The following is a 15,362-nucleotide window of genomic DNA, read 5'->3' on the forward strand; positions in this document are numbered from 1 at the left end:
CGAATACGCCTTCTATTCGGACTATTCCTGCTCGCGAACTCCCCTTTCTGTCCGAATACACTCTCTATTCGGACTCTTCCTGCTCGCAGGATCACTTTTCTGTCCGAATACACCTTCTATTCGGACTATTCTTGCTCGCGGGCCCCCTTTTCTGTCCGAATACACTCTCTATTCGGACTCTTCCTGCTTGCAGGCTCACTTTTCTGTCCGAATACACCTTCTATTCGGACTCTTCCTGCTCGCGAACTCCCCTTTCTGTCCGAATACACTCTCTATTCGGACTCTTCCTGCTTGCGGGCTCCCTTTTCTGTCCGAATACACTCTCTATTCGGACTCTTCCTGCCTGCAGGCTCCCTTTTCTGTCCGAATACACCTTCTATTCGGACTCTTCCTGCTTGCAGGCTCCCCTTTCCGGTCGAATAGTCGCTCTCTATTCGGACTTTCCAAACTTGGTATCCTCTTTTTCTGTGCAAATATGGCTACAATTCATTTTAGATAACGGAATGGTTGTTTCTTTCCTATAGCTTTTTCCACCTATGATAGTAAGTTGCAAATAAAGTCATGAGTGCCGGAATCGTTAGGACGAGAAAGAAAAAGAAAATCCATCGACTGATACTTTCGACAACACCTGAGGAAAATGTGAACAGTAACCAAAATACAAACGTCATTCCGACTAAAAAAGGTACGATCCATTTTACTGGCTCTGCCAAGCGCTCAATTTTCTCTTTCTTAGACTCTATATCACTGTAAATTGGAGCTGTCCCTGGCGTTGCTTTAAAAATATGCGTATTGTACTCAGAACAAACATGAGTCCAGCCTGCTGAAGAGAACATGTCAAAGTATTCCGCTTCTTCATCAGGCGCTAACACGCGATAATCGATGCTATAAATAACATCCTCCGGTTCTCCATATTCAAGTTCATAGCCCATGAATCGAAAACCTTTTAAGTGCCAACCTTTTAACGCCTTTTTCCTAAGCGTTTCCATGTCCCTTTGTTCTGAAAAAGCGAGTCCGTTTGACATTAGATATTTGGTTTGCGCCATTACTCCCATCTCCTCTCAAGTCCTTTTTCCGCCAGTTCCACCATAATTTTGCGCCGTTTAATATCCACACGTAAAATATCGCGTCCTTTTTCGGTTAATACGTAGACTTTTCTGCGTGAATCCGTATCATCGTGGAGGCTAATTAGTTGTTCGTTTAATAGTTTTTTAATGATCGTGTAGAGCGACGCAGGCCCGATTACAACCTGTCCGTTTGTTGTTTCTTCCACTAAATTCATGACTGCATAGCCGTGCCTTGGCTCCGTTAATGCTGCCATAATGTAAAATACTGAATCCGTAAGTTGTTCTAATGATTTCATTTCATCCTCCCTTTATATCACTTTATGATATATCGTATTAAAAATATATCACAAAGTGATATATTATGCAATCATGATTAATTATTTTGGTTAAGTCGCCCCATTACTATCGTATTATAGAAATTCCCATCTGATAAACGTTTATCTTTCTTTAAAACACCTTCAACCTCAAAACCATTTTTCTCATATAAGCTAATCGCTTTTTCATTTGTTTCAATAACGTTCAATTCCATTTTGATGATTCCATTGCTGTCAGCCCATTGAATCGATTGCTGCAATAAATTTCTTCCGATGCCAAAGCCCCAATATTCTCTTAAAACACAGATTCCGAATTCGATTTTATGTAAGCTTCTCTTCAACTTGTTTCCTTCACACCTCGAAAATCCAATAATTTTCCCATTCGTTTCGGCAACAAGAAATAGGTTCTTTTCTGCTTGGAGATCCTCCGCAATGATCCGCTTAAAGCCTTGCTCATCTATGTATCCCTCACCTTGCTCCCGATCCATATTTTCAGTTTCACCATCAATTTGCACTCTTACTTCAGATAGTTCTTGTGCATCCTCATTATTTGCAGACCTAATGCAATAATGTAATTGGTTAATATAAAAATCAGTTTGTTCCACTTTCATCTTCAGGCTCCTTTCAAATGGAAGTACAAAGGAGGGAAGCCATAAAAAAGGCGCCCCTCCTTACCTCCTAGCTAAAAATTCGCTGTAACCAAGGTGATATTTGTTCATATACTTTAAAGCCAAAATAAATCCCCACGATCCCTGTTACCCCAGCAAGTGCAGGCGGTGCTGGAATCGGAAGCTTAAGCAAAGCAAAAATAAAGCCGACGATAAACCCTGTCACAATTGATAAAAGTACAAGCCTCATGTTATCCTCCTTTAAAATTCATAGGAATCTAACATTATTTTTCCCAGAATAAGCTTAATTATCTAGACTAAGCTTTTCGGATGGGACGGAAACCTCTCTTCAATAAAGTCAATAATCTGTTTTGCCGCTTTTTCTGTCGACTCAAATTGAACCTCTAATGCAGTCTTCAAGCTCTCATTAATTTTGTTATCGTATCTTGGATCATAATAATAAACAATCAGTAACTCAATCATTTCACGATAGTTCTTCTCTGCTAAACAGTGCTGAACTTTCTTTTGAATTTCCTCTGGTTTAATTCTTTTTATAATTCTTCCCAGTGCGTACTCCACTCTGGCGTGGAAAGCGTCTGTTTCTTCAACGTATTGCTCATAAATTCGCTTGACCCTTGATTGTAAATCAGACACGATGCGAATATGAATACCGTTCTCCTTCTTCTCATAAAGCTCTTGGGGCTGAACGGCATGGCCAATTCGCTTGCTTTCCCCTTCCATAAAAAAGTACGGACTGTTTGCAATGCGTTGTAAGTCCTCAAACAATAAAGCATCAAACATTTTTTGATTATATGGTTGATGCCCATCAATCGCTCCGAAAACAGAACCTTTATGATTGGCGTAGCCTTCTAAATCAAGAACCGGATAACCGGATTCCTTTAAATGATGAAGAATCTCTGTCTTGCCTGTACCCGTTAAGCCGTATATGACGACTGCCTGTTTTGGAAGCATGGTCGGAATGCGTTCAACAATATACTCGCGATAGGCTCGATAGCCACCTTCTAGCCGTTGTATATGCAGACCAGACATCATGGCAAAATGGGCAATCGACTGACTTCTCATTCCTCCACGCCAACAGTAAAGAAGAGGCTTCCTATTTGTTTTTTCAATTTCTCTAATTTCCTCTAATAGCGACGGTAGCTTCGGAGAAACCAATTCCATCGCTCTCCATTTAGCCGTCTTTTGACCTTCCTGCTTATATAATGTACCAATTTCAGAGCGTTCTTCATCCGTAAATAGCGGAACATTAATTGCATTCGGAATGCGGCTGTCCTGAAATTCCCCAGGAGATCTCACATCGACAGGGATGTAAATCTCTTGATGCTTTAGAAATTCCTCAACTGTTCGGTCATAATTCATCGTTATTGCCTCCATCTTGCCTCATCCTTGTTTTGCAAATTTCAAAAGGGTCTCCCAAGGAGACCCAGCTGTTACATTTTTTCAGGAGCTGATACTCCAATTAATGATAATGCATTGTTAAGGGTAATTTGAACCGATTTAATAAGAGCAAGACGCGCCTTCGTCCGTTCCATATTTTCCACATCCAGTACCTTTTCCGCATTATAAAAGCTATGGAAGGTTGATGCTAATTCAAAAATATAGTTCGTTATACGATGCGGCATCCGCTTTTCCGCCGCCTCCGCCACTGCTAATGGGAATTCACCGAGTTTCTTTAACACTTCAATTTCTTTTTCAGCCGTAATTTGTGCTAAGTCAACCTCTTTGCTAATGGTGATATTTTGTTCCTCACCTTGACGTAATATGCTGCAAATTCTTGCATGGGCATATTGAGCATAGTAAACAGGATTTTCATTTGATTGAGAAACCGCTAAGTCTAGATCAAAGTCCATGTGCGTATCGGCACTTCTCATTGCAAAGAAATAACGAACCCCATCCAATCCTACTTCATCGACTAGATCGCGCATCGTGACAGCTTTCCCTGTCCGTTTGCTCATTTTCATTTTCTCGCCGTTTTTATAAAGATGAACGAGCTGAATAATCTCGACTTCAAGTGCGTCCTTGGCGTAACCTAATGCTTGAATCGCTGCTTTCATCCGTGGAATATAACCGTGGTGGTCAGCACCCCAAATATTTATCAGCTTTTCAAATCCACGCTCTAATTTATCCTTATGGTAAGCAATATCCGGTGTTAAATACGTATACGAACCGTCTTGCTTAATGAGCACTCTATCCTTGTCGTCTCCTAATTCCGTTGATTTAAACCATGTTGCTCCGTCCTTTTCATAAATATAGCCATTATCTCTGAGCTTTTGCAGGGCGGTATCGATTTTTCCATTATGGTAAAGCGATGTTTCAGAATACCAAACATCAAAGCGGACGCGAAAATCTTCCAAGTCTTTTTTAAGCTTTTCCATTTCATATTGAAGACCGTATTGGCGGAATGTATCGAAGCGTTCCGTTTCCTCGACATGAACGTACTTATCACCAAATTCTTCTGCTAGTTTTTTCCCGATGCCAATAATATCTTCTCCATGGTAACCATCCTCCGGCATCTCTTTCTCTAAGCCAAGCGCCTGAAAATAGCGAGCCTCTACCGATAAAGCCAAGTTATTGATTTGATTTCCGGCATCATTAATATAATACTCTCTAGAAACATCATAGCCCGCTTTGGCAAGAATATTACATAGAGAATCCCCAACCGCTGCTCCGCGTGCATGTCCTAAATGGAGGTCTCCTGTAGGATTCGCTGAAACAAACTCAACTTGGATCCTTTGTTGATTCCCTACCGTCGTTTCACCGTAGTTTTCTCCCGCCTGAAGAATGGTTGGGATTAGATGAGTCAAGTAGCTATTATCCATATAAAAATTAATAAATCCAGGACCCGCTATTTCAATTTTATCAATGGAAGCCTTTGTTTTATCAAAATGATTGATAAGTTCCTCTGCGATCATACGCGGTGCCTTCTTTGCCACTCTTGCTAATTGCATAGCCATATTTGTTGAATAGTCACCGTGCGTCTTATCTTTTGGAATTTCTAAGACAACGTTCGGCAACTCATCTTCTTGTGCTAAACCTGCTTTTATCACAGCCGCTCTGATTTCATCTTTTAATTTACTTTGTACTTCCTCGACGATATTCATTTTTTCTCCTCCTCAAACTTAATTTCCAATTGATACGTTCCTGCAAGGGCTCCGTGCATATGTAAATCATAAGAAATAGAGAGCCTTCCCGCTTCACGTTCCAAACGATGCACAAGGCTCTTTGTTTTCGTGGTTATTCCCAACGTTCCAAATGGAGTTTCATACCTACCTGGGTGCTTTTTATTTGCTTCAAACACCATTCTCATATTAACGGCGCCACTTCGTAAAATTAACGTCTCATCCTTTGAGATCTTTACGATCGATTTAACGGTGCCTTCTTCCATAATCTCTTCATATTGAAGAAAGGCTGAACCACTTTTTTCATAGTATCGTCCAAATGTCGTTAATTCAAAAGTTTCCTTCTCACCGTTGTCCCAAATCGTCGTATTTACATTTATTTTCACAGGCTTTTGCTCTGCTGGACGTCCTGACAACTGCGACACATCCTTTTATTGAAATCTTAATCCTTTTTGACGCCCTTCACTTCCATGATTAACAGAGTACAATGACTCAGGGTTGTATACTATTATACCACTACAAGTCCCATTCAACAGGATAACTATATCACGATTTCGATTTTGTCAAAACTACTCAAATCACCGAGATATTTTCGCTAAAAAAACGTCCCTTGATCATTCATCAAACAATAGAGCTGCTCTTAACTGATCCCAACAAAGTTGAAAAGCAAAGCTACTAGAAACAGAAAAAATACAATCAGTCAAAGACCGATTGTATTATTTGATAAAGCCCAAAATCATTTCTCGAATAAGCTTGCTAGCAGTGTTAGCCGTTTGTTCTGAAGCGTCATATATCGGGGCAACCTCGACTAGGTCAGCTCCCACAACATTGAGATCAGAACGAGCGATTTCGTGAATTGAAGCAAGCAGTTCTCGTGAAGTAATCCCTCCTGCATCAACTGTTCCTGTTCCTGGCGCGTGCGCTGGATCGAGCACATCGATATCAATTGTCACATAAACAGGTCGTCCAGCCAAAACCGGAAGGATCTCCATTAGCGGCTTATGAACATCAAATTTTGAAATATGCATGCCCGCTTCCTTCGCCCATTGAAATTCTTCCTTCATCCCAGACCGAATCCCAAAAGAGTATACATTCTTTGGACCGATCAATTCCGCTGCCTTGCGAATTGGAGTTGAGTGGGATAATGGCTCTCCTTCATAATCGGTGCGCAGGTCCGCATGGGCGTCAATATGGATGATTGCTAAGTTCGGGTACCTTTTATAGACCGATTTTATAACGGGCCATGAGACAAGATGTTCTCCTCCCATTCCTAGTGGGAATTTCCCTGCGGCTAATACTTTATCAACGAAATTTTCAATTTCATCAAGGCTCTTTTGCGCATTCCCAAAAGGAAGGGGGATATCACCCGCATCAAAGTATTTCACTTCCTCTAATTCCCGATCTAAGTAAGCACTGTATTCTTCTAGCCCGATTGAAACTTCACGAATTCTCGTGGGACCAAAACGAGAACCTGGTCGATAGCTTACGGTCCAATCCATCGGCATTCCGTACAGCACCGCTTGGCTTTCTTCAAAATTCGGGTGACTTTTAATAAAAACATTGCCTGAATAAGCTTCATCAAAACGCATTCACTTTTCCTCCAGTTATTTCACTAAATCTTGTACAAATTTCGGCAGAACAAAGGCTGCCTTATGCAATTCTTTTGTATAGTATTTGCTGTCAATTTCGTGGAACCGCTCCGCGGGTACCTCTAATGGATCATACTTCTTTGAACCAATCGTAAACGCCCAAAGCCCACTAGGATAGGTTGGAATATTCGCTGTATATAGACGAGTTATGGGAAAAATTTCTTTGACATCCTTTTGAACACTGCGAATTAAATCTGCTTTGAACCATGGATTATCGGATTGAGCAACGAAAATCCCATCGTCCTTCAACGCTTTCGCAATTCCTGCATAAAAACCCTTTGTGAATAAGTTAACGGCAGGACCCACTGGTTCAGTAGAGTCGACCATGATGACATCATATTCGTTTTCGCTTTTAGCAATATGCATAAACCCATCGTCAACACGGACATCGACACGTGGATCGTCTAGCTTACCTGCAATTTCGGGAAGGAATTTCTTAGAGTATTCAATAACCTTGCCATCAATGTCAACGAGCGTCGCCTTTTTCACACTTGGATGCTTTAATACCTCACGAATAACGCCTCCATCACCACCGCCCACTACTAAAACATGCTCAGGCTGAGGATGTGTAAATAATGGCACATGAGCAACCATTTCATGATATACAAATTCATCCTTTACAGACGTCATCACCATATCGTCGAGAAGAAGCATATTGCCCCACTCTTCTGTTTCAATCATATCAAGTTTTTGAAAATCAGTCTGTTCCGTATGTAAAGTTTGTTTCACTTTCATCGTTATTCCAAAGTTTTCCGTTTGTTTTTCCGTAAACCAAATACCCATCTGCTTCAGTCCTTTCTATATTGGCATGTGAGCCGTTGAGAGACTGCTACAAAATCAAACTTTTACCACATTAAACAGTGCCAAAATCACCCGAAAGCTTAGCGTCAGACAACCACAGTGCCTCTTCCCCATGACCAAATCGGGGTGCATCTGTTGGATCTGCAGTTGCTATTATTCCCCAACATTTTGCAAACATGAGAAAAGTATAGTTGAATCTAGCAAAAATGCAAGTAAAAAATTAGAAAATCTGCCGTCCGCTAAACCTTTGCTTAATAGAATTGTAAAATTTGGACTTTCATGTTTAAAACGATGCCATTTTTTTCATACTAGACATAACGAATAAATAGATGGCAAGGGGGGATGAAGCGATGGAACTTATGACAGATCAAAGGTTTAAGAGAACGCTAAAATATTTGCGAGCCCTACTCATTATCGGCTCAATCTTCCTAGCTTTTGCATTGATCGTTTATGTGAGCATCCTTATTTATGCGAAAATTCTAGGTCCTCCTCCTTTGGCCGTTCCACAATCATCACTCTACTATTCTGATGATGGAACGATTATCGGAGAAAGCCATAGCGGACAAAAGCGATATTGGGTTGCGCTTGAGGATATAGCTCCAGAACTGGTCGACGCCACTTTAGCCATTGAAGATCGAAGTTTTTACCGACATCATGGCTTTGATTATAAACGAATTGCTGGAGCGGTAGTAGCGGATATTAAAGCGATGGCGAAAGTGCAAGGTGCAAGTACAATCAGTCAACAATATGCACGCAATCTGTTTTTAGAGCATGAGAAAACCTGGAAAAGAAAGCTATTGGAAGCTTTTTATACGATTCGCATTGAGATGAATTATACGAAAAATGAAATATTGGAGGGCTATTTAAATACAATCTATTACGGTGAAGGTGCCTACGGCATTCAAGCAGCTAGTCAGTTTTATTTTGGAAAAGATGCTGCCGATCTTAGTTTGGCGGAGGCAGCGATGCTAGCGGGAATTCCTAAGGGACCAAGCCTTTATAGCCCTCTAGCCTCCATGGAAAAAGCAACGTCTCGTCAACAGCTTGTTTTAAAAATGATGGCCAATAACGAACTGATCTCAGAGAAAGAAGCTGCTACTGCGTCACAAGCAAAGCTTGACATTATTGGCGAACATAGTCACTCCATCGGAAAAATTGCTCCCTACTTTCAGGACGCGGTTAAGAGTGCCTTGAAAAATGTTCTCCATTTAGATGAACGTACTATTGAATTGGGAGGCCTAAGAGTCTACACAACACTCAATACAAAGCAACAGGAGGATGCAGAAAAAAATATTGATAAGTTAATTGCGACAGATTCCGAGATTCAAGTCGGGTTAGTAGCCATGAATCCCGCTAATGGCCATGTGAAGGCAATGGTTGGCGGTCGCGATTATGAGAACAGCCCTTTTAACCGGGCAACACAGGCGGTGAGACAACCCGGTTCGACGATGAAACCCTTTTTATACTATAAAGCGATTGAACAAGGGTTTACCCCGTCAACAACGATGCGCAGTGAAATTACAACTTTTAAATTTGATGACAATCGAGCAGATTACACTCCGCACAATTACAATAATTTGTATGCAAACAAGGAAATTACGATGGCTCAGGCACTCGCTCTTTCTGACAACGTTTTTGCTGTAAAAACCCATTTATTTTTAGGGGAAGATGCTTTAATCGATACTGCGAAAAGATTGGGGATTTCTACGAAATTACAGGACGTCCCATCATTGGCACTCGGCACTTCAGGAGTACGGGTCGTCGAGATGGCCAATGCGTATAGCCACTTTGCCAACGGTGGAAAAAAGGTTTCACCTGTGTTAATTACAAGAGTGGAGAACCATCGCGGCGATGTTATTTATGAGCATAGTCCAGTTGATGAAGATGCATTGCGTCCGGACGCCGCCTTTGTTACGACCCATATGATGACAGGTATGTTCGATCGTAAATTAAATGGTTATACAAGTGTAACCGGCAATACTGTCATTAATGATATGACGAGAATCTATGCCGGCAAATCCGGTTCGACCAATACCGATAACTGGATGATCGGCTTTACTCCACAGCTTGTCACCGCTGTATGGACAGGCTATGATCAAGGAAAACCGATTGAAGTTGTCGCTGAAAAAAGCTATGCCAAGAACATTTGGATTCATTTTATGGAAGATGCTCTTGCTGGAGAACCGGTCAAATCATTTAAAGCACCAAAAGGTACAGTCGGTGTCTATATTAATCCCGAAAATGGAAAATTAGCGACAAAAGACTGTCCTGTAAAACGGCTCACCTATTATGTAGCCGGAACGGAGCCTACCGAGTATTGCATAGACCATATTCTCGAAGATGAAGAGCTTCCTAAAAAAGAAAACTCTCCTGACCAGAAGGAAAAAGTACCATGGTATAAGAAAATTTTCATGTGGGGTTAAGTGAGTGCTGAAATGAATGGGGTACCTTTTGCCTCCTACAGTTGAATAAGTGGATTCGAACTGGAGGTCAAATGAACCGTTATGCTTGACCTTATGGAGACTGCCATCCTTTGAATAAAGTTAGAAAAGCCTCGAACCTATTTAAATAGGTTCGAGGCTTTTCTTGTCCTAGTTTTATAGCGTGCTTCGCTGACCATAGTGTACTTCCTTTATGAAAAAACAGCAAGTCCTCTTTAAAAAATTCAGAAAACCGTCACATTTTAGACACAATTTCAATAAAGTCGATCCTGTTTCTCTTAAATTGACTTCTCAATTAATCTTTTTTATCCAGCCCAAAGTGACGCAAAGGCAAAAATAATAGCTACGATTATAGAAAGTACTTGACGCATTGCCGGGCGAAACTTTAGAAGGAGCAGGGTGACGCTATACAACAAGAAAACGGCGGGTATCAACCGCCTATACGATTAAATCATCCTTCAACTGTTGGGATGACCTCGCCCACATTTCTTCACTATGTGACTTTAAAAAGTCAGCTAAAACCCGTTTCGATTTCTCATCCATATGCTCCACAATAATATGGCGCTTTAACGATTTATCCATCCGATTGACATGTTCAGGAAGGGATTTATACCCTCTGCGAATTTCTTGGTCAACAGTCATTTCACAAGCTGTAACTCCTGCATAATAAGGACCCTCTTCATTGCGGTCGATGGTAACCCAAACTAACCAGTAAGGCTTTCCATTCGGGACTTCCTCTTTATTTTTTAAAAATTTAATTCGCTTCTCTACTGCACTACGGGCATGCAATGCACCAATATCGACGACTGCTTCTCCTGCCTCAACGTCAATAATAACTGGTGAAATATTATCTAAACTTAAAGTTCCAACACCATACCCTTTATGGCCATCCATCGGATCGCTTTTAATAATATTAAAACCAACCTTTTTTTTCTTCTCAGTCATCGGAATTCCTCCCTTTCAAGCATTATGTTAATAAGTAATAGAAAAAGTCATTTAGGCCTCCGACAATCGCCGGGTAAAAAGTATTTAAAATAGGATGAATCGTATATTGATCCAACGGGGTAATGACTAAAATTAAAAAAATAATCGATCCGTATTGTTCGAACTGCGTCAGCTTCGGTCGAACGGTCGCAGGTACTAAATCCTCAATAATACGATAACCGTCGAGGGGCGGGAACGGCAGTAAGTTAAAAACAAATAAGAGCAAATTTAACTTAATAAACATATCAAGAAACTCTGACACATAAATAGGAGCTTCTACAGCAAGTCCTGTTCCCACTAGGACATACCAAATAATAAAGCCGATACAGCCCATAACCAAATTGCTCAACGGCCCTGCAACTGAAACCATAATACTCGCTAGCCGGGGCCTTTTGAAAAAGAAGCGGTTCACAGGGACAGGTCTTGCCCAGCCAAATCCGGCAATAAAAATGAGGATCGTTCCAATTGGGTCAAGATGATGAATGGGATTTAATGTTAATCTCCCTTGATTTTTCGCTGTAGGATCACCAAAACGATATGCTACATAGGCATGGGCAAATTCATGTACCGTAAATGCAACCATTAAGGTGATCACCACATACGGAATTTGATTTATGGGAAATGCTAAAAATTGTTCCAACCGTAAAACTCCTCCATATCCATTTTATCTATTCGATCTCTTCTCTACACTTGTTTTAAGATATGTTAAAGTCGCCACACATCTAGTTATTGGCCACTTATAAACCAAAGAATTCATTCCCATTTAAAGTATACATGATTCTTTTCAGAAAGGGAAAAGAGGAAGTTTCACAGCTGCCCCTTGCATATCCACTGAAAATATGGAACACTACTTGTGATTGAATTACATAAGAGGAGGAATGATCATGCCATACGTAACAGTGAAAATGCTTGAAGGTCGTACTGAGGAACAAAAAAAAGCGTTAGTGGAAAAGGTCACTGAGGCGGTAAAGGAAACAACAGGAGCTAAACAGGAAAGCATCGTTGTCTTTATTGAAGAAATGTCCAAAAATCATTATGCCGTAGCCGGAAAACGTTTAAGCGATCAATAATACCCGATTACGATGATGGGCATGGCTATATGTCGATGTTGTTTTTGATTCATCCTTTTCGTATCATGAAAAGCGTGCGAAACTCTGGTTGCACACGAGATGGACTAAAAGCATTGTATCAACCATTCTGTTTAACAACGTCAACAGATTATAAATACTGCACCTTTTAAGGTCAAGGTGCAGTATTTTATGTAACATACTAGATATACACTAAAAACTTAACATCGTGCCATTTGCACTCTCACACAAGTTTCAGTTCGTTGACAACGTTTTTCAATGTTTCACCATTTACTAATCGATAAACATTTTCCACAGACATTTCACTTGTTAATTGCACTGCCTCGTTGGTGTATGCTCCAATATGAGGAGTTGTTACAAGGTTCTCTAAGCCCATTAACTGTGAAGAGACAGGAGGCCCCTGTTCGAAAACATCCAGTCCACAACCTCTAATTTTCCTTGCTAATAATGCTTCGTATAGAGCCTTTTCATCGATAATTCCACCTCGAGCTGTATTAATCAGGATAGCGTTTGGTTTCATTAATGAAAATTCATCTTCGCCGATCATTGCTTTTGTATACTGATTTAGCGGAACATGCAAAGAAATATAATCGGAGGTTTGCAATAGCTCTTTTAAAGACACCCGTTCGATACTAAGTGCCACTTCCTCTTGTGATGGCGGTGAAACATCGTATCCAAGGACATGCATATTGAATCCTTTTCCCCTTTTTACAACACCTCTACCGATGGCTCCCAAACCGATCACACCAAGAGTTTTCCCCCAAACGGATACTCCGTCAAACCTTCCCCAGCCACCTCTCTTTACTAAATGATTCGCTTCAGGTATCGCTCTGGCAACACTTAGCATCAACCCAAATGCCAGATCGGCTACTGCATCATTGTTCGTTCCAGGTGCATTTGTTACTGCAATCCCTCTTGCACTAGCTGCTTCTATGTCTATATTATCAACTCCTACGCCGTGCTTAGCAATTAACTTTAATTGATTAGCATATTGAAGTAAATCTTCATCTGCCGCCTCAAGTCCTATTATCCAAGCATCCGCATTCTTGATCTCTTCCACCATTTGTTCTCTCGAGTATGGAATGAGCTTCACAACTTCGCAGCCCTTTTCTTCCATTCTTTTTATCAATCCATTATGAAATTTCCCAAAGCTTGGCGTTGTTATTATAACCTTCATTTTTTACACTTCCTTTATGCTTAGTTGAGAAGTTTTTTATAAATATTCTCCATATCGGCAATCGTTAATGTTTTCGGATTGTTATTTAACAGTCTTGTTACTTTTGATGCAGCGACAGCCAAATCGGCTACATCCGAACTTTTGACACCAAACGCTTTTAAATCTTGGGGAATATTTAATGTTTGCGTCCAATTTTCTATCTGTTCAATTAATCGTTCTGCTGCATCATGATTGCTCACGTTGCCATCCTCAATGACATGAATTTCTTTTGCTATTATGGCCATTCTTTCTTCAATATGATCTAAATTAAATCGCGTTACATGTGGAAGCAACATTGAATTTGCCTCCCCGTGAGGAATGTGAAACTTACCTCCTAGCGGATAGGCTAATGCATGGACCGCCGCAGTGCCAGCGCTTGTTAAGGCCATCCCCCCATAAGTGGAGCCAAGTAGCATGTCGTGACGCGCGGCAATATTGTCTCCATTCTCATACGCTTCAATGATGCTACGAGCAATCAACCTCATTGATTGCATGGCAAACATGTCACTTATTGGGTTCGCTTTATTGGATATAAAAGATTCGAAGGAATGTGTAAAGGCATCCATTCCTGTGGCTGCCGTAATACTCGGTGGCAAGGACAAAGTAAGAATCGGATCTAAAATAACGAGGGAAGGAAGCAAATGCCTGCTGACAACGCCTTCTTTTAATTCCTCATCAGGGAGAGTCACGATCGCGTTAGGAGTTACTTCTGAACCAGTACCAGACGTCGTTGGAATTAAGATCACTGGAATTCCCTCTTGTTTCACTTTATCTGTCCCTACCATGCTTCTTAACGGCAGAGCATTTGTACTCATAACAGATAATAGCTTTGTTGCATCAAGTACACTTCCTCCTCCTAATCCAATTAAAACATCGTATTTCTGCCCTGCCATTTTTCCGTATAGCTCTTCAATATGACGAACAGTTGGTTCAGGTTCAACTTCCGCTAAGATGTCATATGATATCCCTGCTTTCTCCAACTGCTCGGTAATCATATCATTAAAAGAATTCTCTTTAAAAAATGGAGTTGATACTAGTAAGACATTCTTTATCTCACCAAAAATTGATAAATGTTCATGTAGCTGCTTTAATGAATGTGGCCCAGCTACGATTCTTCCTGCTGTTTGAAATGAATAAAGGCTATTCACTTTTCGACACTCCTTCTATATTAATTGTACTCATTCATGATCTTGATTAGCTTATTTTTCACTTCCTCTGATACGCGTTCAACAGGATATCTCGGTGGTCCAGCTGAAACACCTAGCAGTTCCATCGCTGCTTTGAATACTGCCGGAGTGCTTGCCATATTGGAAGCATCACGAATGGATCTTAATTTCTCCTGAGCCTGTCTTGCCTTAGAAAGCTCCCCATTCTTCCAGTTTTCATAAATGGACACAACAAGCTTTGGATACATATTTGAAGTAGCGGCAATTGCCCCTTTTCCTCCTGCCAATAAAGTCCACAATATTAATGAATCAGCACCTGAATACACAGCAAAATCATCTTCAGTTACTTCTATAAATTTGAGAATTTGATCAAAATTCCCCGTACTATCCTTAATTCCAACAATATTGCTAATCTTACTTAACTTCGCTACCGTTTCTGGCAAAAGCGTGTTATTCGTTCTGCCAGGCATATGATAAATAATGATTGGCAATGCTGTTGCTGCAGCGATTCTTTTATAATGATTGAGTAACTCCTCTTGACTAATGGTCATCAAATAAGGGGTTAGAACTGACACGCTGTCTACCCCCACCTTCTCCATCCTCTGCGTCAATTCAATGGCCTCGCGCGTGTTTATTGCCCCAGTACCGGCACACACTGGAATTCTTCCGTTTACTTCATCTACCACAATTTTGGCAAATGCGACCTTCTCGTCACTGCTCATACTAAAGAATTCACCGTTTGTTCCGAGAATAAATAGACCATGTACTCCCTCATTAATAAGTCGATTTACTTGCTTTCTTGTTGCTCCTTCATCCATTTTTTGATGTTCATCAAAGGGAGTGAGCATAGCAGTAATAATTCCTTCCATTATTGTCACATTCTCCTTTCTG

Annotated in this window: 16 protein-coding genes; 2 read left to right on the forward strand and 14 right to left on the reverse strand. The window is 40.7% G+C overall.

Annotation, left to right across the window (positions count from 1 at the left end; all coding sequences use genetic code 11):
* Positions 1 to 518: 518 nt before the first annotated feature.
* From PZE06_RS03225 to speE, 9 genes are all read right to left on the reverse strand, one after another.
* On the reverse strand, positions 519 to 1,043 hold the full coding sequence (locus PZE06_RS03225) for a DUF2812 domain-containing protein (protein WP_150914410.1): 525 nt from the start codon (positions 1,041 to 1,043) through the stop codon (positions 519 to 521).
* Complete coding sequence (locus PZE06_RS03230) at positions 1,043 to 1,360, reverse strand: PadR family transcriptional regulator (protein WP_150914412.1); 318 nt, start codon at positions 1,358 to 1,360, stop codon at positions 1,043 to 1,045. Before PZE06_RS03230 ends, PZE06_RS03225 begins: the two co-directional genes overlap by 1 nt.
* A 77-nt stretch (positions 1,361 to 1,437) precedes the next feature.
* A complete protein-coding gene (locus PZE06_RS03235) occupies positions 1,438 to 1,989 on the reverse strand; it encodes a GNAT family N-acetyltransferase (protein WP_150914414.1) in 552 nt (183 codons plus the stop codon).
* Between the two features lie 67 nt (positions 1,990 to 2,056).
* Entirely contained in the window at positions 2,057 to 2,236 is a 180-nt protein-coding gene (locus tag PZE06_RS03240) for a XapX domain-containing protein (protein ID WP_150914416.1), read from the reverse strand.
* Positions 2,237 to 2,298: 62 nt separating this feature from the next.
* Positions 2,299 to 3,381 (reverse strand): tRNA 2-selenouridine(34) synthase MnmH, encoded by a 1,083-nt coding sequence (gene mnmH, locus PZE06_RS03245; RefSeq protein WP_275791628.1) that lies wholly within the window; start codon positions 3,379 to 3,381, stop codon positions 2,299 to 2,301.
* A gap of 56 nt (positions 3,382 to 3,437) precedes the next feature.
* Positions 3,438 to 5,108, reverse strand: coding sequence for an arginine--tRNA ligase (argS, locus tag PZE06_RS03250; RefSeq protein ID WP_150914423.1), 1,671 nt, complete (start codon positions 5,106 to 5,108; stop codon positions 3,438 to 3,440).
* On the reverse strand, positions 5,105 to 5,542 hold the full coding sequence (locus PZE06_RS03255; RefSeq protein WP_150914424.1) for a YwiB family protein: 438 nt from the start codon (positions 5,540 to 5,542) through the stop codon (positions 5,105 to 5,107). Before PZE06_RS03255 ends, argS begins: the two co-directional genes overlap by 4 nt.
* Positions 5,543 to 5,842: 300 nt before the next feature.
* The gene (gene speB / locus PZE06_RS03260) at positions 5,843 to 6,715 is read right to left on the reverse strand and encodes an agmatinase (RefSeq protein ID WP_150914429.1); all 873 of its coding nucleotides are present in this window, start codon (positions 6,713 to 6,715) and stop codon (positions 5,843 to 5,845) included.
* Between the two features lie 15 nt (positions 6,716 to 6,730).
* Positions 6,731 to 7,558: a spermidine synthase gene (gene speE / locus PZE06_RS03265; protein ID WP_150914430.1), complete on the reverse strand. Its 828-nt coding sequence runs from the start codon at positions 7,556 to 7,558 to the stop codon at positions 6,731 to 6,733.
* 368 nt (positions 7,559 to 7,926) lie between these two features.
* Between speE and PZE06_RS03270 the strand changes: the two genes are divergently transcribed.
* Positions 7,927 to 9,999 (forward strand): transglycosylase domain-containing protein, encoded by a 2,073-nt coding sequence (locus PZE06_RS03270; protein ID WP_150914432.1) that lies wholly within the window; start codon positions 7,927 to 7,929, stop codon positions 9,997 to 9,999.
* A gap of 456 nt (positions 10,000 to 10,455) precedes the next feature.
* Here the strand turns inward: PZE06_RS03270 and PZE06_RS03275 are convergent, their stop codons facing one another.
* Positions 10,456 to 10,962 carry a YwhD family protein gene (locus PZE06_RS03275; RefSeq protein ID WP_150914434.1) on the reverse strand — a complete coding sequence of 169 codons (507 nt, stop codon included), beginning with the start codon at positions 10,960 to 10,962 and terminating at the stop codon, positions 10,456 to 10,458.
* 22 nt (positions 10,963 to 10,984) lie between these two features.
* Entirely contained in the window at positions 10,985 to 11,641 is a 657-nt protein-coding gene (locus tag PZE06_RS03280; protein ID WP_150914436.1) for a site-2 protease family protein, read from the reverse strand.
* Positions 11,642 to 11,885: 244 nt separating this feature from the next.
* On the opposite strand from PZE06_RS03280, the gene PZE06_RS03285 reads away from it, so the two are divergent.
* On the forward strand, positions 11,886 to 12,071 hold the full coding sequence (locus PZE06_RS03285; protein ID WP_137743450.1) for a 2-hydroxymuconate tautomerase: 186 nt from the start codon (positions 11,886 to 11,888) through the stop codon (positions 12,069 to 12,071).
* A 241-nt stretch (positions 12,072 to 12,312) separates the two neighbouring features.
* Here PZE06_RS03285 and PZE06_RS03290 read toward each other — a convergent pair whose 3' ends face one another.
* Genes PZE06_RS03290 through dapA form a run of 3 tightly spaced genes read right to left on the reverse strand, consistent with a single transcriptional unit; the run spans position 12,313 to position 15,340 of the window.
* Positions 12,313 to 13,266 (reverse strand): phosphoglycerate dehydrogenase, encoded by a 954-nt coding sequence (locus tag PZE06_RS03290; RefSeq protein ID WP_150914438.1) that lies wholly within the window; start codon positions 13,264 to 13,266, stop codon positions 12,313 to 12,315.
* A gap of 20 nt (positions 13,267 to 13,286) precedes the next feature.
* Positions 13,287 to 14,453, reverse strand: a complete 1,167-nt coding sequence (locus PZE06_RS03295; protein ID WP_150914440.1) for an iron-containing alcohol dehydrogenase — start codon at positions 14,451 to 14,453, stop codon at positions 13,287 to 13,289.
* Positions 14,454 to 14,473: 20 nt separating this feature from the next.
* A complete protein-coding gene (gene dapA / locus PZE06_RS03300; protein WP_150914441.1) occupies positions 14,474 to 15,340 on the reverse strand; it encodes a 4-hydroxy-tetrahydrodipicolinate synthase in 867 nt (288 codons plus the stop codon).
* Positions 15,341 to 15,362 lie beyond the last annotated feature (22 nt).

This window comes from Robertmurraya sp. DFI.2.37, assembly GCF_029211245.1.
Classification (GTDB): domain Bacteria; phylum Bacillota; class Bacilli; order Bacillales; family Cytobacillaceae; genus Robertmurraya; species Robertmurraya methanolica_A.

What these genes read in the sequence shown, in the direction of transcription:
- PZE06_RS03225 (WP_150914410.1), bottom strand. Translation starts at nt 1,043, where the DNA reads ATGGCGCAAACCAAATATCTAATGTCAAACGGACTCGCTTTTTCAGAA.
- PZE06_RS03230 (WP_150914412.1), bottom strand. Translation starts at nt 1,360, where the DNA reads ATGAAATCATTAGAACAACTTACGGATTCAGTATTTTACATTATGGCA.
- PZE06_RS03235 (WP_150914414.1), bottom strand. Translation starts at nt 1,989, where the DNA reads ATGAAAGTGGAACAAACTGATTTTTATATTAACCAATTACATTATTGC.
- PZE06_RS03240 (WP_150914416.1), bottom strand. Translation starts at nt 2,236, where the DNA reads ATGAGGCTTGTACTTTTATCAATTGTGACAGGGTTTATCGTCGGCTTT.
- mnmH (WP_275791628.1), bottom strand. Translation starts at nt 3,381, where the DNA reads ATGGAGGCAATAACGATGAATTATGACCGAACAGTTGAGGAATTTCTA.
- argS (WP_150914423.1), bottom strand. Translation starts at nt 5,108, where the DNA reads ATGAATATCGTCGAGGAAGTACAAAGTAAATTAAAAGATGAAATCAGA.
- speB (WP_150914429.1), bottom strand. Translation starts at nt 6,715, where the DNA reads ATGCGTTTTGATGAAGCTTATTCAGGCAATGTTTTTATTAAAAGTCAC.
- speE (WP_150914430.1), bottom strand. Translation starts at nt 7,558, where the DNA reads ATGGGTATTTGGTTTACGGAAAAACAAACGGAAAACTTTGGAATAACG.
- PZE06_RS03270 (WP_150914432.1), top strand. Translation starts at nt 7,927, where the DNA reads ATGGAACTTATGACAGATCAAAGGTTTAAGAGAACGCTAAAATATTTG.
- PZE06_RS03275 (WP_150914434.1), bottom strand. Translation starts at nt 10,962, where the DNA reads ATGACTGAGAAGAAAAAAAAGGTTGGTTTTAATATTATTAAAAGCGAT.
- PZE06_RS03285 (WP_137743450.1), top strand. Translation starts at nt 11,886, where the DNA reads ATGCCATACGTAACAGTGAAAATGCTTGAAGGTCGTACTGAGGAACAA.
- PZE06_RS03290 (WP_150914438.1), bottom strand. Translation starts at nt 13,266, where the DNA reads ATGAAGGTTATAATAACAACGCCAAGCTTTGGGAAATTTCATAATGGA.
- dapA (WP_150914441.1), bottom strand. Translation starts at nt 15,340, where the DNA reads ATGGAAGGAATTATTACTGCTATGCTCACTCCCTTTGATGAACATCAA.